The organism is Streptomyces sp. HUAS CB01, assembly GCF_030406905.1.
Classification (GTDB): Bacteria; Actinomycetota; Actinomycetes; order Streptomycetales; family Streptomycetaceae; genus Streptomyces; species Streptomyces chengbuensis.
In genome coordinates this window covers 4597175-4616787 of record NZ_CP129137.1, presented here as the reverse complement: position 1 = coordinate 4616787, position 19613 = coordinate 4597175, and the positions used below count along the sequence as shown (strand labels likewise).

Annotated in this window: 20 protein-coding genes; 6 read left to right on the top strand and 14 right to left on the bottom strand. The window is 72.8% G+C overall.

Features of this window, described 5'->3' with window-relative positions:
- The first annotated feature begins 53 nt into the window (after positions 1-53).
- The 3 genes from QRN89_RS20500 to QRN89_RS20490 all read left to right on the top strand — a co-directional run bounded on the left by QRN89_RS20500 (position 54) and on the right by QRN89_RS20490 (position 1902).
- Positions 54-542, top strand: a complete 489-nt coding sequence (locus QRN89_RS20500) for a YajQ family cyclic di-GMP-binding protein (protein WP_093656471.1) — start codon at positions 54-56, stop codon at positions 540-542.
- A gap of 200 nt (positions 543-742) precedes the next feature.
- Positions 743-1249, top strand: a complete 507-nt coding sequence (locus QRN89_RS20495; protein ID WP_290350862.1) for a methylated-DNA--[protein]-cysteine S-methyltransferase — start codon at positions 743-745, stop codon at positions 1247-1249.
- The gene (locus QRN89_RS20490) at positions 1246-1902 is read left to right on the top strand and encodes an alpha-ketoglutarate-dependent dioxygenase AlkB family protein (RefSeq protein WP_290350861.1); all 657 of its coding nucleotides are present in this window, start codon (positions 1246-1248) and stop codon (positions 1900-1902) included. The genes QRN89_RS20495 and QRN89_RS20490 overlap by 4 nt, the downstream gene beginning before the upstream one ends.
- A gap of 38 nt (positions 1903-1940) precedes the next feature.
- Here QRN89_RS20490 and QRN89_RS20485 read toward each other — a convergent pair whose 3' ends face one another.
- Complete coding sequence (locus QRN89_RS20485) at positions 1941-2210, bottom strand: GlsB/YeaQ/YmgE family stress response membrane protein (protein WP_290350860.1); 270 nt, start codon at positions 2208-2210, stop codon at positions 1941-1943.
- A gap of 115 nt (positions 2211-2325) precedes the next feature.
- Between QRN89_RS20485 and QRN89_RS20480 the strand changes: the two genes are divergently transcribed.
- Positions 2326-3570, top strand: coding sequence for an APC family permease (locus QRN89_RS20480; RefSeq protein ID WP_290350859.1), 1245 nt, complete (start codon positions 2326-2328; stop codon positions 3568-3570).
- Between the two features lie 189 nt (positions 3571-3759).
- Here QRN89_RS20480 and QRN89_RS20475 read toward each other — a convergent pair whose 3' ends face one another.
- The 13 genes from QRN89_RS20475 to QRN89_RS20415 form a co-directional block, all read right to left on the bottom strand.
- Positions 3760-4152: a YccF domain-containing protein gene (locus QRN89_RS20475; protein ID WP_290350858.1), complete on the bottom strand. Its 393-nt coding sequence runs from the start codon at positions 4150-4152 to the stop codon at positions 3760-3762.
- Positions 4149-5012 carry a zinc metalloprotease HtpX gene (htpX, locus tag QRN89_RS20470; protein WP_290350857.1) on the bottom strand — a complete coding sequence of 288 codons (864 nt, stop codon included), beginning with the start codon at positions 5010-5012 and terminating at the stop codon, positions 4149-4151. The genes QRN89_RS20475 and htpX overlap by 4 nt, the downstream gene beginning before the upstream one ends.
- 163 nt (positions 5013-5175) lie before the next feature.
- Positions 5176-5634 carry a large conductance mechanosensitive channel protein MscL gene (gene mscL, locus QRN89_RS20465; RefSeq protein ID WP_290350856.1) on the bottom strand — a complete coding sequence of 153 codons (459 nt, stop codon included), beginning with the start codon at positions 5632-5634 and terminating at the stop codon, positions 5176-5178.
- Positions 5635-5859: 225 nt separating this feature from the next.
- On the bottom strand, positions 5860-7410 hold the full coding sequence (locus QRN89_RS20460) for an NADH-quinone oxidoreductase subunit N (protein WP_290350855.1): 1551 nt from the start codon (positions 7408-7410) through the stop codon (positions 5860-5862).
- On the bottom strand, positions 7407-8960 hold the full coding sequence (locus QRN89_RS20455; protein WP_290353793.1) for an NADH-quinone oxidoreductase subunit M: 1554 nt from the start codon (positions 8958-8960) through the stop codon (positions 7407-7409). Before QRN89_RS20455 ends, QRN89_RS20460 begins: the two co-directional genes overlap by 4 nt.
- Before the next feature lie 27 nt (positions 8961-8987).
- On the bottom strand, positions 8988-10979 hold the full coding sequence (locus QRN89_RS20450; RefSeq protein ID WP_290350854.1) for an NADH-quinone oxidoreductase subunit 5 family protein: 1992 nt from the start codon (positions 10977-10979) through the stop codon (positions 8988-8990).
- A complete protein-coding gene (gene nuoK, locus QRN89_RS20445; protein ID WP_290350853.1) occupies positions 10976-11335 on the bottom strand; it encodes an NADH-quinone oxidoreductase subunit NuoK in 360 nt (119 codons plus the stop codon). Before nuoK ends, QRN89_RS20450 begins: the two co-directional genes overlap by 4 nt.
- On the bottom strand, positions 11335-11904 hold the full coding sequence (locus tag QRN89_RS20440; RefSeq protein WP_290350852.1) for an NADH-quinone oxidoreductase subunit J family protein: 570 nt from the start codon (positions 11902-11904) through the stop codon (positions 11335-11337). The genes nuoK and QRN89_RS20440 overlap by 1 nt, the downstream gene beginning before the upstream one ends.
- Entirely contained in the window at positions 11901-12542 is a 642-nt protein-coding gene (locus tag QRN89_RS20435; protein ID WP_290350851.1) for a NuoI/complex I 23 kDa subunit family protein, read from the bottom strand. The genes QRN89_RS20440 and QRN89_RS20435 overlap by 4 nt, the downstream gene beginning before the upstream one ends.
- Complete coding sequence (locus QRN89_RS20430; RefSeq protein ID WP_290350850.1) at positions 12539-13510, bottom strand: complex I subunit 1/NuoH family protein; 972 nt, start codon at positions 13508-13510, stop codon at positions 12539-12541. The genes QRN89_RS20435 and QRN89_RS20430 overlap by 4 nt, the downstream gene beginning before the upstream one ends.
- Entirely contained in the window at positions 13507-15312 is a 1806-nt protein-coding gene (locus QRN89_RS20425) for an NADH-quinone oxidoreductase subunit C (RefSeq protein WP_290350849.1), read from the bottom strand. The genes QRN89_RS20430 and QRN89_RS20425 overlap by 4 nt, the downstream gene beginning before the upstream one ends.
- Positions 15309-16013 carry an NADH-quinone oxidoreductase subunit B gene (locus tag QRN89_RS20420; protein ID WP_290350848.1) on the bottom strand — a complete coding sequence of 235 codons (705 nt, stop codon included), beginning with the start codon at positions 16011-16013 and terminating at the stop codon, positions 15309-15311. Before QRN89_RS20420 ends, QRN89_RS20425 begins: the two co-directional genes overlap by 4 nt.
- Positions 16004-16405 (bottom strand): NADH-quinone oxidoreductase subunit A, encoded by a 402-nt coding sequence (locus QRN89_RS20415; RefSeq protein WP_290350847.1) that lies wholly within the window; start codon positions 16403-16405, stop codon positions 16004-16006. Before QRN89_RS20415 ends, QRN89_RS20420 begins: the two co-directional genes overlap by 10 nt.
- 189 nt (positions 16406-16594) lie before the next feature.
- Here QRN89_RS20415 and QRN89_RS20410 point away from each other — a divergent pair, with 189 nt between their 5' ends.
- Both QRN89_RS20410 and QRN89_RS20405 read left to right on the top strand, forming a co-directional pair.
- Complete coding sequence (locus QRN89_RS20410; protein ID WP_290350846.1) at positions 16595-17842, top strand: sensor histidine kinase; 1248 nt, start codon at positions 16595-16597, stop codon at positions 17840-17842.
- Between the two features lie 193 nt (positions 17843-18035).
- On the top strand, positions 18036-19343 hold the full coding sequence (locus tag QRN89_RS20405; protein WP_290350845.1) for a sensor histidine kinase: 1308 nt from the start codon (positions 18036-18038) through the stop codon (positions 19341-19343).
- Positions 19344-19613: the final 270 nt, after the last annotated feature.

The following is a 19613-nucleotide window of genomic DNA, read 5'->3' as shown; positions in this document are numbered from 1 at the left end:
GGTCCGGGTATCCGGCCGTGCCTCTACCCACCCGATACAAGGAGCCACAGGACATGGCCGACTCCAGTTTCGACATCGTCTCGAAGGTCGAGCGGCAGGAGGTCGACAACGCCCTCAACCAGGCCGCCAAGGAGATCTCGCAGCGCTACGACTTCAAGGGCACCGGCGCGACCATCGAGTGGTCCGGCGAGAAGATCCTGATGCAGGCGAGCGGCGAGGAGCGGGTCAAGGCGATCCTCGACATCTTCCAGTCCAAGCTGATCAAGCGGGGCATCTCGCTGAAGGCGCTGGAGGCGGGCGAGCCGCAGCTCTCCGGCAAGGAGTACAAGATCTTCGCGTCGATCCAGGAGGGCATCTCCCAGGAGAACGCGAAGAAGGTCGCCAAGACCATCCGCGACGAGGGCCCCAAGGGCGTCAAGGCGCAGGTGCAGGGCGACGAGCTGCGGGTCAGCTCGAAGAGCCGTGACGACCTGCAGGCCGTCATCTCGCTGCTGAAGGGCAAGGACTTCGACTTCGCCCTCCAGTTCGTGAACTACCGCTGAGCCATGACCGCCGCCGAGCCGTCCGGCCGAGCGGAAACAGGCACCCGGGGGTGGTGCGGCCCGGTCCGCACCACCCCCGCCTCGCGTTCCGGAGCCGCCCGGAGCGACGTCCGAATACCGCCGGTCCGGTCGGCGACCGCGCCGCAGACTCGTAGGCGTGGGGCCGCGAACGGACGGCCCCTGGCAGAGAGGAGAGAGCCATGACGGTGTACGCGACGGTCGACAGCCCGCTCGGTGAGCTGCTGCTGGTCGGCGAGGAGTCCGCGACCGCCGTCGGCGGGACCGCGCTCCTCTCGCTCTCGCTGCCCGGTCAGAAGGGCGCCGCACGGGCCGGGGAGGACCGGCGGCTCGCCCCGGAGGCGTTCGGGGAGATCGCCGCCCAGCTCCGCGCCTACTTCGCCGGGGAGCTGAGGAGCTTCTCGATCGAGTTCGCGCAGGGCGCCGGCACGGACTTCCAGCGGCGTGTGTGGCGGGCGGTGGAGGAGATTCCGTACGGGCGGACGGTGAGCTACGGCCGGATCGCCGAGCGGGTCGGTGCCGCGGGCGCGGGGGTACGGGCCGTGGGGACGGCCATCGGCCGCAATCCGCTGCTGATCGTGCGCCCGTGCCACCGGGTGATCGGCGCCGACGGGGCGCTGCGCGGGTATGCGGGCGGGCTGCCGAGCAAGGAGCGGCTCCTCGGGCTGGAAGGCGCGCTGGTGCCGTGAGCGCCGGGCTGTTCCCGCGGGAGCGGGCCGAGGTCGCGCCGGGCGCGGTGCACGTCCCCGGCTGGCTGTCCGCGGACCGGCAGCGCGAACTCGTCGGGGTGTGCCGGGAGTGGGCGCGCGGGCCGGTCCCGATCCGGCACACGAGGCTGCCTCGGGGCGGGGTGATGTCCGTGCGGACGGTGTGCGTCGGCTGGCACTGGCAGCCGTACCGGTACACGCGGACGGCGGATGACGTGAACGGTGCCCGGGTCGCGGAATTCCCGGGATGGCTCGCGGAGTTGGGGCGTGCGGCGCTGACCGCCGCGTACGGCGACGGGAGCGGCGAGCCGTACGCACCGGACACCGCTCTCGTGAACTTCTACGACGGCGCCGCCAGGATGGGCATGCACCAGGACAAGGACGAGCGGTCCGGCGCCCCGGTGGTGTCCCTCAGCATCGGCGACACCTGTGTCTTCCGCTTCGGGAACACCGAGAACCGGGGCCGGCCGTACACGGACGTGGAGTTGGCGTCCGGGGACCTGTTCGTCTTCGGCGGGCCGTCCCGCTTCGCGTACCACGGGGTGCCCAGGGTCCTGCCGGGCACGGCCGACCCCGCGCTGGGGCTGACGGGCCGGCTGAACATCACCCTGCGCGAGACCGGGCTCCGGGACTGAGAGCCCCGGCGGGCCGGGGAGGTGCCGCGGCCCGGACGTCAGCGGGACCGCGAGTGACCGAAGAGGATCCGGTACCCGATGAGCAGGACGAGCGCACCGCCGATGGCGGACACCCAGGTGGCACCGTCGTAGAAGTCCTTGGTGATCGGCCGGTCCAGGAAACGGGACGACATCCAGCCGCCGACGAACGCGCCGGCGACGCCGATGACGGTGGTGCCGATCAGTCCGCCCGGGTCACGACCCGGCAGCAGGATCTTGGCGATGATCCCGGCGAGCAGACCGAGCACGATCCAGCTGACGATGCCCATGCCATGACCTGCCTCTCCTCGTGCGCTTCCCCGGACTCCTGCCCGTAACGCGCTGTTGTCATGTCAGACGACGGGCGTGCGGACTGCGGTTGCGGCCATGAGTAGGGTGCGGCGCATGACACAGGAACTACGCAGGTCGCTGGGCGTGTCCGACGCCGTTGTCATCGGGCTGGGCTCGATGGTCGGCGCCGGGGTCTTCGTCGCCCTGGCACCCGCGGCTGCCGCGGCCGGGACCGGGCCGCTGCTGCTCCTGGCGCTGGGTCTGGCCGCGGTCGTGGCGTACTGCAACGCCACGGCGTCGGCCCGGCTCGCGGCCCGCCACCCGGCGTCGGGCGGGACGTACGTGTACGGGCGGGAGCGGCTGGGCCCGTTCTGGGGGTATCTCGCGGGCTGGGGCTTCGTCGTCGGGAAGACCGCCTCGTGCGCGGCCATGGCACTGACCGTGGGGGCGTACGTCCGGCCGGAACACGCGCACGCCGTCGCGGTGGCCGCGGTCGTGGCGCTGACGGCCGTGAACTACGGCGGTGTTCAGAAGTCCGCCCGGCTGACCCGGGTGATCGTCGCGGTCGTACTGGCGGTCCTGGCGGCGGTGGTCGTCACCTCCTTCACCTCCCCGGCCGCGGACCCCGGGCTTCTGCTGTCGGGCGGTCCCGGCGGCGGCGCGTGGGGTGTGCTGCAGGCCGCCGGACTGCTGTTCTTCGCGTTCGCCGGGTACGCGCGGATCGCGACGCTCGGCGAGGAGGTGCGGGACCCGGCCCGGACGATCCCGCGGGCGATCCCGGTGGCCCTGGGGATCGCGCTGACCGTGTACGTGGGCGTGGCCTGTGCGGTCCTCTCCGTGCTGGGCGTGGACGAGCTGGGCGGGGCGACGGCTCCGCTGGCCGACGCCGTCCGGGCGGCGGGGGCGGAGGGGCTGGTACCCGTCGTACGGGCCGGGGCTGCGGTGGCCGCGCTCGGCTCGCTGCTGGCGCTGATCCTCGGTGTCTCCCGGACGACGCTGGCGATGGCCCGGGACGGCCATCTGCCGCGCACGCTCGCGGCCGTCCACCCCCGTTTCCGGGTCCCGCACCATGCGGAGCTCGCGGTGGGGGCGGTGGTGGCCGTGGTGGCGGCGACGGCCGACGTGCGGGGAGCGATCGGCTTCTCCTCGTTCGGTGTGCTCGTGTACTACGCCATCGCCAACGCGTCGGCCTGGACGCTCGGTTCACGGGGGAGGGTGCTCACCGTCGTCGGGCTGGCGGGCTGTCTGGTGCTGGCCTTCGCGCTGCCGCTGTCGTCGGTGGTGGCGGGCGCGGCGGTGCTGGCGGCGGGCGCGGTGGCGTACGCGGTACGGGCACGGGTCAGCCGAGGGCGCCCCTGACGCAGGCGTTCGCGAGGGCTCACAGGCACAGGGGCTCTCGGCGTGGACGCTCTCCGCGACGGCACGGTCGTCCTCGTGGTCGACGAGGAGCCGGACGAAGGCCGCCGGCTTCACCACCCGCCGTCATCGGCGGCCCGGCCCGGCGTGCCGGGTCTCAACGGTATGGGCACCGGCACAGCCGGCCCGGTTTCACCTGGCCACGAAGGGCTGGTCGCTCGGCACGATCTCCTTGCCCAGGGGCAGCAGCGAGACGGGGATCAGCTTGAAGTTCGCGAGACCCAGCGGGATGCCGATGATGGTGAGGCAGAGGGCGATGCCCGTGACGACGTGCCCGAGCGCCAGCCACCAGCCGGCCAGGACCAGCCAGAGCACATTGCCGATGCAGGAGGGCGCCCCGGCGTCCCTGCGCTCCACCACCGTCTGCCCGAAGGGCCAGAGCGCGTAGACGCCGATGCGGAAGGCGGCCAGGCCGAACGGGATGCCGATGATGGTGATGCAGAGCAGGACGCCGGCCAGCAGATAGCCGAGGAACATCCAGAAGCCGCACAGGATGAGCCAGATGACGTTCAGGATTGTCTTCATGGGCGGTGACCTGCCATCTGTTCGAGACGGGCGATGCGTTCGGCCATCGGCGGGTGGGTGCTGAACAGCTTCGTGAGGCTCTGCCCCGGCCGGAACGGATTGGCGATCATCATATGGCTCGCCGTCTCGATCTTCGGCTCGGGCGGCAGGGGCAACTGCTTGGTGCCCTGCTCCAGCTTGCGCAGGGCGCTCGCGAGGGCGAGCGGGTCGCCCGTGAGCCTGGCCCCGTCGGCGTCGGCCTCGAACTCGCGGGAACGGCTGATGGCGAGCTGGATGACGGACGCCGCGAGCGGACCCAGGATCATGATGAGCAGCAGGCCGAGCAGCCCGGGGCCGTCGTCGTCGTCCGAGCGGCCTATGGGAATCAGCCAGGCGAAGTTCACCAGGAACATGATCACGGAGGCGAGCGCTCCGGCGACGGACGAGATGAGGATGTCCCGGTTGTAGACGTGGCTCAGCTCGTGGCCGAGGACGGCCCGCAGCTCCCGCTCGTCGAGGATCCGCAGGATGCCCTCGGTGCAGCAGACGGCGGCGTTGCGCGGATTGCGGCCCGTGGCGAAGGCGTTCGGCGCCTGGGTCGGCGAGATGTACAGCCGGGGCATGGGCTGACGCGCCTGGGTGGAGAGCTCGCGGACGATCCGGTACAGCGCGGGTGCCTCGAACTCGCTCACCGGCCGGGCGCGCATGGCCCGCAGCGCGAGCTTGTCGCTGTTCCAGTACGCGTACGCGTTCGTCCCCAGGGCGACGACGACGGCGACGATCAGACCCGTACGGCCGAACAGACTGCCGATGACGATGATGAGGGCGGACAGCCCCCCGAGGAGAACGGCGGTCCTCAGTCCGTTGTGCCGGCGGTGCACGGTACGCCCTCCAAGTGGTTCGGCAGGGGAACCCTCTGCGGTCGTGGTCCGCTCTCCAGTGGACCCTCCCGTACTGGTCAACGCCAGGCGGGAGCCGCGGGTTCCCCCGCCGCCACGGGCGGGGGCTCCGGCACCGTTGGGCCGTTCGGGTGACCCGGCGGGCTCAGCGCTGGGACGGGAGCAGGCCGGCCTTCTCCAGTGCCTCGGGGAGGGGCTCCACGTCGCTGGTGCAGTGGCCGCAGCGGCTGGCGATCGCGGGGATCTCGGTGTAGCAGCGCGGGCAGTCGCGCACCGCCGCCTTGATACCGGCCGGCTCCTCCTTGGTGAAGCGGTTCTGCACCTTCAGCATCGGCACGACGACGCAGAAGTAGAGCACCGCCGCGGTGATCAGGAAGGCGATGCTCGCGCTGATGAAGAGGCCGTAGGGGAACTTCACCCCCTGGACCGTGAAGGCCGCCTTGCTGAAGTCGCCGGCGCCCTGTGTGGCCACGCCGATCAGCGGGGTGATGAAGGCGTTGGTGAGCCCCGTGACGACCGCCGTGAAGGCGGAGCCGACGGCGAGGCCGATCGCCATCGTGATCACGTTTCCGCGGAGGATGAAGTCCTTGAACCCGCTCAGCACAGCGGTACTCCCTTGTGTTCTGCTGCCATGTCGTTCCTGCTGCTTGTCCGAATGCGGTCAACACCGTGCCCGCTCGGGGCACCGCTTGTCGAACCGCCGGTTCCGCCTACCGGGTGCCCGCCGTCCACGGGCGCAAGGAATCTCCCCTTCCGGTGCTGGGCGGGGGCGGGGCCGAGCGCGGCGCGGGGCGCGGCTGCCGGGAGCGTGTCAGTGCGGCAGGCGAGGTCAGAACAGGTCGACCGAGGCGAAGCGCAGCACCAGCTGCGGCCAGCCGGACAGCAGGACGCCCGCGGCGGCGGTGAGGGCGATGGCGGCGGTGACCAGCGCCGGGGCGCGGCGCCGCGCCGGAGCGGCGCCCTCCAGGGCCTCGGGCGCCCCTTCGGCCGCCCCCTCGGGCGCCCGGAAGAGCTGGGCGGTCCACTGCAGGTAGTAGTAGAGCGCGATCACCACGTTCACGGCCATGACGACGGCGAGCCAGCCGAGGCCGGCGTCGACCGCGGCCGAGAACACCGTGACCTTGGCGAAGAGACCGATGACGCCGGGCGGCAGCCCGGCCAGGCAGAGCAGGAAGAAGGCCAGCGCCAGAGCGGTCACGGGGCGGGTCGCGTACAGGCCGCGGTAGTCGGCGATCCGGTTCAGCGGCTCGGTGCGGGCGACCAGGGCGACCACGGCGAAGGCGCCGAGGTTCACGACGGCGTACATGAGGGCGTACGCGACGGTGGAGCCGATCCGGACGTCACCGGACCAGGCGGCCGCGGCGATCGGGACCAGGATGTAGCCCGCCTGCCCCACGGAGGACCAGGCCAGCAGCCGTACGGCGCTGTTCGCACGGGTGGGCGACTGGCGCACGGCCGCGACGTTGCCCGCGGTCATCGTGAGGGCCGCGAGCACGGCGACGGCCGGGCCCCACACGTCCGCGTGGGCGGGGAAGGCGATGACGGTGACCAGGATCAGGCCGGAGAAGCCGACGGCCTTGCCGATGACGGAGAGGTACGCGGCGACGGGCAGCGGCGCGCCCACGTAGGTGTCGGGCACCCAGAAGTGGAACGGCACGGCCGCCGTCTTGAAGGCGAAGCCGACGAGGGTGAGCGCGACACCGGCCTGCGCCAGGGTGTCGAGCTGGCCGGGGACGTCGTCCATGCGGGACGCGATCCGGGTCAGGTGCAGGCTGCCGGTCGTCGCGTACACGAAGCTGACGCCCAGCAGCATCACGGCGGTGGCCGTGACCGACGACAGGAAGAACTTGAGCGCGGCCTCGCTGGACATCCGGTCGCCGCGGCGCAGGCCGACCAGCGCGAACGCGGGGAGCGAGGCGACCTCGAGGGCGACGACGAGGGTGGCCAGGTCCCGCGCGGCGGGCAGCAGGGCCGCTCCGGCGGCCGAGGACAGCAGCAGGAACCAGTACTCCCCCGCGGGCAGCCGTTTCCTGGTCTCGGTGACGGAGATCAGGGCGGTGACGAGGGCGCCGCCCAGCACCAGGAACTGGATGACGAGCGTGAACCGGTCCGCCGTGTAGCTGCACACGTCGGGGGCCGTGGTCAGGCAGAACGTGGAGCGGTCGGCCTTGCGCAGCGGCAGGAGCGAGACGACGGCGACCGCGAGGGAGGCGATGGCCGCGTAGCCGAGGAACGCCTTCTTCCGCTCGGCCACGAAGAGGTCGGCGACCAGGATGAGCAGGGCGGCCACCGCGGCGATGGTGGGCGGGGCGATCGCGAGCCAGTCGACGGACTGGACGACGGGCGCGGCGAGCGCCTGCGGTGCGGCGGCCAGGGTCATGCCTTTCCTCCAGCGAGGAGCTTCTGCACGGCCGGGTCGGTGAGGCCGAGGAGGACCGCGGGCCAGAGCCCGGCGAGGACCGTGAGGGCGACGAGCGGCGTCCAGGCGGCGAACTCGTACCCCTGTACGTCGGCGAGCTGCGCCTCGTCGGCGGGCCGGGGGCCGCCCATGCAGACGCGGCGGACGACGACGAGCAGGTACGCGGCGGTGAGCAGGGTGCCGAGGCCGCCGATCGCCATGAAGGTGAGGAAGGCGGGGCGGCTGAGGCCGTCGGCGGGGTCGAAGGCGCCGAAGAGGGCGAGCATCTCGCCCCAGAACCCGGCGAGGCCGGGCAGCCCCAGCGAGGCCACGGCCGCGAAGGCGAGCAGTCCGCCGAGACGGGGCGCGCGGCCGTACAGCGCGGCGCCGGTGGCGCCGGCGAGCGTGTCGAGGTCGGCCGTCCCGTAGCGGTCCTTGACGGCACCGGCCAGGAAGAAGAGCAGACCGGTGATGAGGCCGTGGGCGATGTTGGCGAAGAGCGCGCCGTTGACGCCGGTCGGGGTCATGGTCGCGATGCCCAGGAGCACGAAGCCCATGTGGCCGACGGAGGAGTACGCGATCAGCCGCTTCAGGTCGCCCTTGGAGCCGGGCCTGGCGAGCGCCAGGCAGGCGAGGGACCCGTAGATGACGCCCACGACGGCGAAGGCCGCGAGGTACGGGGCGAAGACCTGCATGCCGTCGGGTGCGACGGGCAGGACGATCCGGACGAAGCCGTAGGTGCCCATCTTCAGCAGGACGCCGGCGAGGAGGACCGAGCCGACCGTCGGCGCGGCGGTGTGGGCGTCGGGGAGCCAGCTGTGCAGCGGCCACATCGGGGTCTTCACGGCGAGGCCGATCCCGATCGCGAGTACGGCGATGACCTGCACGGACAGGGTCAGGCCGCGGCCGTTGTCAGTGGCGAGTGCCAGCATGTCGAACGTGCCGGCCTTCAGTCCCACGAGGAGCAGGCCGAGCAGCATGACGACCGAACCGAGCAGCGTGTAGAGGATGAACTTCCAGGCCGCGGGGCGGCGGCCCGCACCGCCCCAGCGGGCGATGAGGAAGTACATCGGGATCAGGACCGTCTCGAAGGCGAGGAAGAACAGCAGCAGGTCGAGGACGGCGAAGGTGGCGAGGGTGCCGCACTCGAGCACGAGGAGCAGTGCGACGAATGCCTTGGGGGACGGGCCCTCGGGCATCTTGAAGTAGCTGTACAGCGCGCAGAGGAAGGTCAGCAGCGCGGTCAGGACCAGGAGGGGGAGGGAAATGCCGTCGGTACCGAGGTGGATCCGGACGTCCAGCGCCGGGATCCAGCTGATGTCCGTCGTGGCCTGCATCTTCGACGGCTGGTCGTGGTCGAAGCCCAGCGCGAGGACGATCGCGGCGGCGAGGACCGCTCCGGTGACGGTCACACCGTGCCGCAGCACGGCCTGCTCCGGTGACTTCCCCTTCAGTCCGGGCGGGGCGGGCAGGAGGGCCGCGGCGGCGCCGATGAGCGGGCCGACGACGATGAACGCGAGAAGGAACTGCATCACGGATTCGCTGATATCGATCACGGCTCACACTCCCGCGGCGACGAGTACGACGGCGATCGCCAGGACGACGGAGCCGGCCAGCAGTGCGCTGAGGTAGGTCTGCACGTTTCCGGTCTGGGCGCGGCGGACGAGCCACCCGAGCCAGTTGGTGCCGGTGCCCGCGCCGCGCACGTACGTGTCGACGACCTCCCGGTCGAGGAACCTGACCAGTTCGGCGCCGGCCGTGACCGGGCGGACGAACAGGGCGTGGTAGACGGCGTCGAGGTGGAAGCCGGCTGCCGCGGGCCGGTGCAGCGGGCCGAGCAGCAGCCGGCCGGGGTCGGCCGGGTCGGGTGCGGCGGCGATGTCGCCGTACGCAGGTTCGTGGCTGGTGATCGCCTCGGCCTCGGAGACGGCCGGTTCGGCCTCTGGGTGTGCGGCGACGGCCCCCATGGGCACGCGGGCGGCCAGCGCGGTCGTGTGCCGCCAGGTGGCGTAGGTGACGAGTACGCCGACGAGCGCGACACCCGTGCCCAGCACGGCCGTGGTCAGGGTCGGCTGCAGTGGGCGGCCGTCGAACCAGTCGTCGATGAAGCCCGCGGTCAGGCCGAAGGCGAGCGACGGCAGGGCCAGCGCCCAGAGGACGGCGGTCATGGCCAGGGGCTGCCAGCCGTGGTCGGGGACCTCGGCTCCCCTGCCGCGGAAGGCGAGCAGCCACAGCCGGGTGGCGTACGCCGCGGTGAGGAGGGCGGTGACCAGACCCGACACCAGGACGGCCCAGCCCGCCGCGGCGGGGGCGACGGCGGAGTCGCCGAGCGCGGTGTGCTCGGCGGCCACGAGCACCGCCTCCTTGGAGAAGAAGCCGGCGAAGGGGGGAATGGCGACGAGCGCCAGCAGGGCGATCGTCATCGTCCAGTACGCGTCGGGGATCCGCTTGGTCAGGCCGCTCATCCGCGACATGGCGGCCAGCGAGTTGGTGCCTGCGGCATGGATGATCACGCCGGCCGCGAGGAAGAGCAGCGCCTTGAACGCACCGTGCGACAGGAGGTGGAAGACGGCGGCGCCGCGGTCCCCGACGGCGAGGGCGCCCGACATGTAGCCGAGCTGGCCGATCGTCGAGTAGGCGAGGACCCGTTTGATGTCGTCCTGGGCGAGGGCGGCGAGCGCGGAGCCGACCATGGTGATCGCGGCCATCACGGCGAGGACGACCAGCGCCGCCGCGGAGGCGGCGAAGACGGGGAGGAGACGGGCGACGAAGTAGACACCGGCGGCGACCATCGTCGCGGCGTGGATCAGTGCCGAGACGGGGGTGGGGCCGGCCATGGCGTCGGGGAGCCAGGTGTGCAGCGGGAACTGGGCGGACTTGCCCGCGACGCCCGCGAGCAGCAGGAGCGCCACCAGGGTCGGGTGGTCGAGCGCACCCGCCGCGACGGCCCCGAGGACGCCGGTGACACGGAACGTCCCGGCGTCCACGGCCAGCGCGAACAGACCGAACAGGAAGGGCACGTCGCCGAGCTTGGTGACGAGGAACGCCTTCAGGGAGGCGGCCCGCGCCTCGGGCGTCTCCCAGTAGTGGCCGACCAGGAAGTACGAGCAGATGCCCATGATCTCCCAGCCGACCAGCAGCACCATGAGGTCGCCCGAGTAGACGACGAGCAGCATCGCGGAGGTGAACAGCGAGACCAGGGCCGCGTAGGAGGGGTAGCGCGGGTCGTCGCGCAGATAGGCGGTCGAGTAGATCTGCACGCAGGAGGCGACGACGCCGACGAGGACGGCGACCAGGACGGCGAAGCCGTCGAGGTACAGGGCGAGGTCGATCGGGACCGAGCCGGTGGGGGTGAGCTGGGTGGACGCGCTGATGGGCCGCCCGCCGCCCTGGCGTACGGCGACGAGCGCGGCGAGCACGGTCGCGGCCAGTGTCGGCAGCACGGCCAGGGGCCGGACGAACCCCGGGGTCGAGCGGCCGAGGAGGAGACCGGCCGCGGCGCCGAGGAAGGGAAGGAGGGGGACGAGAACGGCGAGGGTCGTCGTGGTCACGCGGTGGCCTCGGCCTTCTCTGCCGGCGCGGTGGCGTCGGCCGGTTCGTGGCCCTCGGCGGTGTCGCGGAGTTTGTCGATGTCCGAGGTACCGCGGTTGCGGTACACCATCAGGACGATCGCCAGACCGATCCCGATCTCCGCGGCGGCGACGGCGATGGTGAACAGGGTCAGGGCCTGGCCGCTGTGCAGGGCGTCGCGCAGCCAGACGTCGAACGCGACGAGGTTGAGGTTGACGGCGTTGAGCATGAGCTCGACCGACATCAGGACCAGGATCGCGTTGCGGCGCGCGAGCACCCCGTACAGCCCCGTGCAGAAGAGGAGGACGGAGAGCACCGCTGGATAGGCGAGATGCATCAGCTCTTCCCCTCCCCGTCCTGGGGGCTCCTGCGGGACAGGACGATCGCGCCGACCAGGGCGGCCAGCAGCAGCACGGAGAGCGCCTCGAACGGCAGCACCCAGTGCCGGAAGAGGATCTCGCCGGAGACGCGGGTGGAGCCCTGGGCAGGCCCCTCGAGGTCGATCCACGTCGTCCGGAACGCGTCGACGACCACCCACACCAGGGCGGCGGCGGAGGCGACGGCCACGACGAGCGCGGCGGGCCGGTTGGCGGAATCGGCGTCGGCGGACCGGCCGATGGGCGCCTTGGTGAGCATCAGTCCGAAGAGGAGGAGGACGACCACGGAGCCGACGTAGATCAGCACCTGCACCCAGGCGATGAACTCGGCGGTGAGCAGGAGGTACTCGACGGCCAGCCCGCCCAGCGCGACGACCAGCCACAGAGCGGCGTGCACCAGTTGCCGGGTCGTGACGGTGAGGACGGCGGCGGCCAGCGTGACGATGCCGACGATCAGGAAGGCGATCTCGACGCCCGTCGGGGACAGGAAGCCGTTGCCCGTCTGGCTGACGGCGTGGGCGAGGGTCATGCCTGGCCTCCCTCGGCCGGCGGAGTGTCCGGGTCCGCGGCGTCCGGCGCCCCGGACGCCTGCTCGGTCCCGGTCCGTTCGGCCTCGGCGCGCGCGGTGGCGAGCTTCTCCGCGGTCTTGCGGGCCGCGGCCAGTTCCTTGGGTTCCTCGGCGGCGGGGTCGAGCGCCGGCGGCGCCGGAACCGTCCACATCCACTCGCGGAGCTTGTCCCGCTCATGGGTCAGATCGCGGATGTCGGTCTCCGCGTACTCGAACTCCGGCGACCAGAACAGCGCGTCGAAAGGACACACCTCGATGCAGATACCGCAGTACATGCAGAGCGAGAAGTCGATGGCGAACCGGTCGAGGACGTTGCGGCTGCGCTCGCGTCCACCGGGCACGGCAGCCGGGACGGTCTCCTTGTGGGAGTCGATGTAGATGCACCAGTCGGGGCACTCGCGGGCGCAGAGCATGCAGACCGTGCAGTTCTCCTCGAACAGGCCGATCACACCGCGGGAGCGGGGCGGGAGTTCGGGCTGCACGTCGGGGTACTGCGCGGTGTGGGCCCGCCTCGTCATCGTCCGCAGGGTGACGGCGAGCCCCTTGGCCAGGCCGGATCCGGGGATACGGGACCGGGCGGGCGGATGGGAGCCGGTCATGACTGCATCACCACCTTGACGACGCCGGTGAGGGCGATCTGGGCGAGGGCGAGCGGGACGAGCGTCGTCCAGGCGAGCCGCTGGAGCTGGTCCTCACGCAGCCGCGGATAGGTCACGCGGAGCCAGATCACGACGAAGGCGAGCACCGCGGTCTTCAGCAGGGTCCACAGCCAGCCGAGGCCGTCGGCACCGAACGGGCCGTGCCAGCCGCCGAGGAAGAGGACGGTGGTCAGACCGCAGAGGACGACGATGCCCGCGTACTCGGCGAGCAGGAACAGGGCGAAGCGCAGTCCGGTGTACTCCGTGTACGCGCCGAAGATGATCTCGGAGTCGGCGACCGGCATGTCGAACGGCGGACGCTGCAGTTCGGCGAGACCGGCGACGAAGAAGACCAGGGCGCCCACGATCTGCCACGGCAGCCACCACCACTCGAAGGCGTTCAGGATGCCGGGGAGGGAGACGGTGCCGGCGGCCATCGCGACGGACGCGGCGGCGAGCAGCATCGGCAATTCGTAGGCGAGGAGCTGCGCGGCGGTGCGCAGGGCGCCCAGGAGCGAGAACTTGTTGGCCGAGGCCCAGCCCGCCATGAGCGAACCGAGCACACCGACGCCCATCACGGCGAGCACGAAGAAGATGCCCGCGTCGACGATGATGCCGACCGCTCCCTCGCTCGGACCGATCGGGATCGCGACCAGCACGAGCAGGTACGGGAGGAGCGCGACGGCGGGCGCGAGCTGGAAGACGCGCCGGTCGGCGTCGGCCGGGACCACGTCCTCCTTCTGCGCGAACTTCACGCCGTCCGCGACGAGCTGCGCCCAGCCGTGGAAGCCGCCGGCGTACATGGGGCCGAGCCGGCCCTGCATATGGGCCATCACCTTGTGCTCGGTCTGCCCGATGACGAGGGGCAGCACGAGGAACACGGCGAAGACGGCGAGGAGCCGCAGGGCGACGTCGAGTGCGTCGTTCACGCGCGGTCGCCTCCTGTGGCGTCGTCCGTCCCCGGCCCGGGGCCGGCGCCGGGCCGGGGGGTCGGGGTCGTGGGTGGGGTGCTCTCGGACTCGGGCCCGGGCTCGGGGCCGGCCTGCTCAGGCGCGGGCTCGGGGCCTTCGGGCTGGGGCACGGTCCCGGTTCCGGGCCGGTCAGCCGCTGCCTCGGGCTCGGCGCCGTCCGGCTCGGGCACGGGCCGGGTCCCGACCGGCCCGTCCGCAGGCCCGGACTCCGGCCCGCGTGCGGCCTCGCGCTCAGGCGCGGGCCTTGCGCCCTCGGGTCCGGACTGCCCGGACTCGCCCTCGGTTCCGGGCCGGTCAGCCGCTGCCTCAGGCTCGGCCTGCTCAGCCGCAGGCCCGGCCTCGGGTTCGCGTGCGGCCTCGCGCTCCGACTCGTCGGCGTCCTCAGATCCGGATGCCGCCTCGGGCGTGCCCGCAGTCTCGGTGCCGGGTTCAGCGCCGGCGCCGGGTTCCGCCTCGGGCTTCGCCTCCGTGGGCGCGGTCGTCCGAGAGGCCGGCCCGGTCAGGGGCCGTGCCTCGGTGGGGGGCCGCACGGCGGCGTCGTCCGAGGGCCGGGCCTCGGCGGATTCAGCAGCAGGATCGGGCCTGTCCGCAGCGTCGGTGCCGGGCGCCGATGGCGTCCCTTCTCCGCCCGCTCCGGGCCGGCCCTCGGGGTCCGTCGTCGGCGGCTTCGTCGGCTCCGACGCGTCGAAGGCCGGGCGCGCATGGTGCCAGGGGGCGTCGGTGCTGCGGGTGCGCGGGGCAGGGGCGGACGGGGCTGCGGCCTCGCCCGACCGGCTCGCCGACCCGTCCGCGGAGGCACTGCGCGTACGACGGGGCGCGGCGGCCGCCTCGTCCGACGCCGGGCTCTGACTCGCCGAGCCCTCGGACGCCGACCGCGAGCGGCGGGCCGGCGCCTGACTCGCCGAACCTTCCGCCGCACTGCGCGACCGCCGCACCGGAGGAGCCTCCGCCCCGGCCGTCTCCGCGCCCTCCGCCGAAGCAGCTCGTCCGGCCGACTGACTGGCCGAGCCCTCCGCCGCACTGCGCGACCGCCGCACCGGAGGAGCCTCCGCCCCGGCCGTCTCCGCGCCCTCCGCCGAAGCAGCCTGACTGGCCGAGCCCTCCGAGACGCTGCGGGTACGGCGCGGCGGGCGCTCGCCCGCGGCGCGCGGGGTGCGGGCCGGGCGGGCGGGGGCAGGGGGGAGCTGGCCCTTGAGAGGGCCCCACTCGTTCGGGTCGGGGACGCCGGGCGGCAGCATCTGGCGTCGCTTCGGCCCGCCGTGCTCGGACTCGCCCGGTTCCTTCGCGCCCGGCCACGCCTTGGCGACCCGCGCCGCGAGGACGAAGTCCTTGCGCAGCGGGTGTCCTTCGAAGGTGTCGGGCAGGAGCAGCGGCACCAGGTGCGGATGGCCGGTGAAGTCCACGCCGAACATCTCGTGCGTCTCACGCTCGTGCCAGCCCGCACCCGGGAAGATCTCCACCGCGGTGGGGAGCACGGGTGCGTCGTGCGGGACGGTCGTACGCAGCATCAGCCGGCGCACGGCGGTTCCCTCGGTGCTCTTCTCCAGTGCGACGACGTGTGCGCAGACGCGGAAGCCCGTGCCCGGCTCGTCGACGGCGCTGAGCCAGTCGAAGTAGGTGCAGCCGAGCTCGTCGCGTGCGGTGCGCAGCGCGTCGAGCCATGTGCCGGCCGGGACGTCCAGGGTCAGCAGGTCGTACGCCGCCTCGGCGGTCGCCTCGGGGCCGAAGCGTTCCGCGATCTCCGTCTCGAACGTGCTCACGAGGCGGCTCCCCGGTCGGGCCCGGGCCCGGACGGAGCCGCGTCCGAGGGCGCGCCGCCGGACGCGGAGTCCGCAGCGTCCCCGGCCGGGGCGGGCGGGGTCACGAGCCCGCTGCGGAGCTCGCCCACGGAGGCCCGACCGGGTGCGGAGGCGTACCGCTCGCCCAGCGACTCGTGCGCGATCTTCTCCTGCAGCTTGAGGATGCCCTGCAGCAGCGCCTCGGGCCGCGGCGGGCAGCCCGGGACGTACACGTCGACGGGGATGATCTGGTCGACGCCCTTGGTCACCGAGTACGAGTCCCAGTACGGGCCGCCGCAGTTCGAGCAGGCGCCGAAGGAGATGACGTACTTGGGTTCCGGCATCTGCTCGTACAGGCGCTTCACCGCGGGCGCCATCTTGTCGGTGACCGTGCCCGACACGACCATCAGGTCGGCCTGGCGGGGGCCGGGCGCGAAGGGGATCACGCCGAGGCGGATGAAGTCGTGACGGGCCATCGACGCGGCGATGAACTCGATCGCGCAACAGGCAAGGCCGAAGTTGAAGACCCACAGGCTGTAGCGGCGGCCCCAGTTGAGGATCACCTTCATCGGTTCGGGTGCCAGCCGCGAGAGGACTCCCAGCCTCCTGGGCTCCGGCAGCGTCACCGGCTCGGGGGCCGGCACGGCGGCCTCCGAGCCGGGGTTCTGCGGGGTCACGTCCATGTGAGGACGCCCTTCTTCCATGCATAGAGAATTCCCACGGCCAGGAAGCCGAGGAAGATGAACATCTCCACGAGCGTCGTCGCGCCGTATCCGGGCGCGGCGAACACCGTGGCCCAAGGGAAGAGGAAGATCGAGTCGACGGCGAAGATCACGTAGAGGAAGGCGTACACGTAGTAGCGGACCTGGGTGTGTGCCCAGCCCTCTCCCACGGGGTCGACTCCGCACTCGTACGTGAGCAGCTTCTCCGGTGTCGGCACGACCGGCCGCAGCAGCCGGCCGGCGCCGAACGCCACGGCGACGAACAGCACACCGACGAGGGCGAGCAGCCCGACGACGGAGTAGCTCTGGAAGTAGTCAGCCGCGAGTACGGTCGATTCGGGAAGTGTCCGCACGTCCGCCCCTCGCTCCCGGCCCGTTCGACGATCTGTACGCACGGGAGTCTAGGCCCTGTTAAAGAGACGGTAAGCAGCTGTGTCACCGATCGGACCGGAACGGGCATCCCGCCGGTGGGGATATCCCCACTCCGTCCCCACCCACGCACCCCATGGCGTGCGCGAATGCGACCGTGCAGGCTGTCCCCCATGACCCCGACCAGCAGTTCTCCCGACGGCTCCGCGCCCGGGCAGGACGGGCCGCCGCCGGCTCGCCTCGCCTTTGACCGGCACACCTGGAAGGAGGTCGCCCACCTCCTCTCCGACCTGCCGGTGGCCGTCGCCGGGTTCGTCTACACCGTGACCATGGTCGCCGTCGGCGCCGGGCTCTCGGTGACGGTCGTCGGGCTGCCGCTCCTCGCGGGCGGACTGGCCGGCGCCCGCCTCCTCGGCCGCTGGGAGCGCGCCCGGGCCCGGGCACTGCTCGACGTACGGATGGACGAGCCGAGCCGGCTGCCCCGCCGTCCGGGGACGGGGCTCCTCGCCAGTCTGTGGAACGGGCTGAAGGACCCGGTCGGCTGGCGGACCGTGCTGTACGCCTTCATCAGGCTGCCGTGGGCGGTCCTGTCCTTCACCGTCACGCTGGTGGGCCTGTTCGTGCTCTGGCCGGTTCTCCCCTTCGTCGTGCGCGCGCTGGCGAACGTCGACCGGGCGATGGTGCGGGGGCTGCTCTCGCCGTCCGACGAGCTGGAGCGGCGCATCGCGGAGCTGGAGTCGGACCGTGGTGTCGTCGTGGACACGGCAGCCGCCGACCTGCGGCGCATCGAACGCGATCTGCACGACGGCGCCCAGGCCCGGCTCGTCGCCCTCGCCATGGGGCTCGGGCTCGCCAAGGAGAAGCTGCCGGAGGACCCCGACGCGGCCGCCGCCATGGTCGACGAGGCGCACGGCGAGGTGAAGCTGGCCCTGCAGGAGCTCCGCGACCTGGCCCGCGGCATCCACCCGGCCGTCCTCACCGACCGCGGCCTCGACGCCGCACTCTCCTCCGTCGCCTCCCGCTGCACCGTCCCCGTGCAGGTCACGGTGGACATGGCGGCCCGGCCGGCCGAGGCGATCGAGGGCATCGCCTACTTCACCGTCTCCGAGCTGCTCCAGAACGTCAGCAAGCACAGCGGGGCCCGGACGGCCTCCGTCGACGTGTGGCGGCGCGAGGACCGGCTGCTGATCCAGGTCCAGGACGACGGGCGCGGTGGCGCCTCGCCGTCCGGGGGCACCGGGATGGCCGGACTGGCGGAACGGCTCGGGGCCGTCGACGGGCTCTTCGTCGTCGACTCACCGGCGGGCGGGCCCACGGTCGTCACTGCGGAACTGCCGTGGCGCGACCGGACCCCGCGGCGGGGCGCCGGGGCCGCACGGGCCGGCACCCGACCGGGGCGGTCCGGCACGTCGTCCGGCTGACCCGGGCGGGCCCTCACATCCCCGGCTCACGGGGCGGCCCGGCACGCCCCCGGAGACGGGGTGGGGAAAACCCCCGGAGGACACGGAGAAGGGCCACATGGTGCGGGCCGGGCGACACCGCGAGCCTTGGGCGTGAGCACCGCGGCACCCGCGGCGCACCACCGCCGACCGGACGAGCAGAACGGACGACACGATGGCCACGGCACACCGATCCGGGACCCGGGTCCACAGCCTTCCCCCGGCGCTGCGGGCCCCGTTCGAGGGCCGCACCTGGCGCGAGTTCGGCTACCTCCTGCTGAGCCTGCCCCTCAGCGTCGTGTTCTTCGCCCTGGCGCTGTCCCTGACCGCGGCCGGCGCCGGGCTGGTGGTCACGTTCCTCGGCATCCCGGTCCTCGCCGGCGCGCTCGCCGTGTGCCGGGGCTTCGGCGCGGTGGAGCGGGCCCGGGCGCGGGCGCTGCTGCGGCTCGACGTGGCCGATCCCGCGCCGGTACGGCCGCGGAGCGACAGCGCGCTCGGCTGGGTCGGCGCGGTGCTGAAGAGCGGGGTGTCCTGGCGGCACCTCCTCTACGCGCTGGTGCACATGCCGTGGGCGGTCTTCGCGTTCTCCGTCTCGCTGGTGTTCTGGAGCTACGGCTGGGGTCTGCTCACGTATCCGCTGTGGCAGTGGGTCTTCCCCGTCCACGCGGGGATCGACGGGCTCCAGCTGTACGGCGACGGCACGCACAACGTCTACCTCGACTCCCCCTTCGAGCTCGGCGTGACCAGCCTGATCGGACTGCTGTTCACCCTGGCCACGCCCTGGGTCGTCCGCGGGCTGGCCACGGTGGACCGGCTGCTCGTCGCCGGACTGCTCGGCCCGTCCCGGCTGGAGGGCCGGGTCGTGGAGCTGGAGTCCGACCGTGGTGTCGTCGTGGACACGGCAGCCGCCGACCTGAGGCGCATCGAACGCGACCTGCACGACGGCGCCCAGGCCCGGCTCGTCGCCCTCGCCATGGACCTGGGTCTGGCCAAGGAGAAGCTGGCCGAGGATCCGGAGGCCGCGGCCCGCATGGTGGACGAGGCGCACGGCGAGGTGAAGACGGCGCTCCAGGAGCTCCGCGACCTGGCCCGCGGCATCCACCCGGCCGTCCTCACCGACCGCGGCCTCGACGCCGCACTCTCCTCCGTCGCCTCCCGCTGCACGGTCCCGGTCCGGGTCGAGGTGGACCTGCCGGCCCGGCCCGTGCCGGCCATCGAGGGCATCGCCTACTTCACCGTCTCCGAACTCCTGCAGAACGTCAGCAAGCACAGCGGGGCCCGGACGGCCTCCGTCGACGTGTGGCGCGCGGAGAACCGGCTGATGCTCCAGGTGACCGACGACGGGCGCGGAGAGGCGGACGCGGCGGGCAGCGGTCTGGGGGGCCTGGCCGAGCGGCTGGGATCGGTCGACGGCCTGCTCGTCGTCGACTCCCCCGCCGGCGGGCCGACGGTGGTCACGGCGGAGCTCCCCTGGCGCGCGTGACGCCGCCGGCCGGGCGGCGGCGCGCATCCCGCGGGGCGCCCACCGGGTCCGGGCACGGACGCCGACCACTCGGCCACTCGGCGGGAGACGGGCGCCGCTCACGGAGGCGCCGGGCCCGGGGCTCCGCGCACGGAGGCGGTCCGCAGGACGCCACGCGCGGGCCCGCAGGTCGTCGAGCGTGCGGACGATGCCCGGCCGGGCCCGGGACGCCCCGGCCGGCCCGTCAGCCGGTGCGTACGCCCCTCGCCCCGTGCCGAAGCACGCACCCGG

Coding starts and splice junctions, on each gene's coding strand:
- QRN89_RS20500 (WP_093656471.1), top strand. CDS start 54: ATGGCCGACTCCAGTTTCGACATCGTCTCGAAGGTCGAGCGGCAGGAG.
- QRN89_RS20495 (WP_290350862.1), top strand. CDS start 743: ATGACGGTGTACGCGACGGTCGACAGCCCGCTCGGTGAGCTGCTGCTG.
- QRN89_RS20485 (WP_290350860.1), bottom strand. CDS start 2,210: ATGGGCATCGTCAGCTGGATCGTGCTCGGTCTGCTCGCCGGGATCATC.
- QRN89_RS20480 (WP_290350859.1), top strand. CDS start 2,326: ATGACACAGGAACTACGCAGGTCGCTGGGCGTGTCCGACGCCGTTGTC.
- QRN89_RS20475 (WP_290350858.1), bottom strand. CDS start 4,152: ATGAAGACAATCCTGAACGTCATCTGGCTCATCCTGTGCGGCTTCTGG.
- QRN89_RS20460 (WP_290350855.1), bottom strand. CDS start 7,410: ATGACCCTGGCCGCCGCACCGCAGGCGCTCGCCGCGCCCGTCGTCCAG.
- QRN89_RS20455 (WP_290353793.1), bottom strand. CDS start 8,960: ATGCAGTTCCTTCTCGCGTTCATCGTCGTCGGCCCGCTCATCGGCGCC.
- nuoK (WP_290350853.1), bottom strand. CDS start 11,335: ATGCATCTCGCCTATCCAGCGGTGCTCTCCGTCCTCCTCTTCTGCACG.
- QRN89_RS20440 (WP_290350852.1), bottom strand. CDS start 11,904: ATGACCCTCGCCCACGCCGTCAGCCAGACGGGCAACGGCTTCCTGTCC.
- QRN89_RS20435 (WP_290350851.1), bottom strand. CDS start 12,542: ATGACCGGCTCCCATCCGCCCGCCCGGTCCCGTATCCCCGGATCCGGC.
- QRN89_RS20420 (WP_290350848.1), bottom strand. CDS start 16,013: ATGGACGTGACCCCGCAGAACCCCGGCTCGGAGGCCGCCGTGCCGGCC.
- QRN89_RS20410 (WP_290350846.1), top strand. CDS start 16,595: ATGACCCCGACCAGCAGTTCTCCCGACGGCTCCGCGCCCGGGCAGGAC.
- QRN89_RS20405 (WP_290350845.1), top strand. CDS start 18,036: ATGGCCACGGCACACCGATCCGGGACCCGGGTCCACAGCCTTCCCCCG.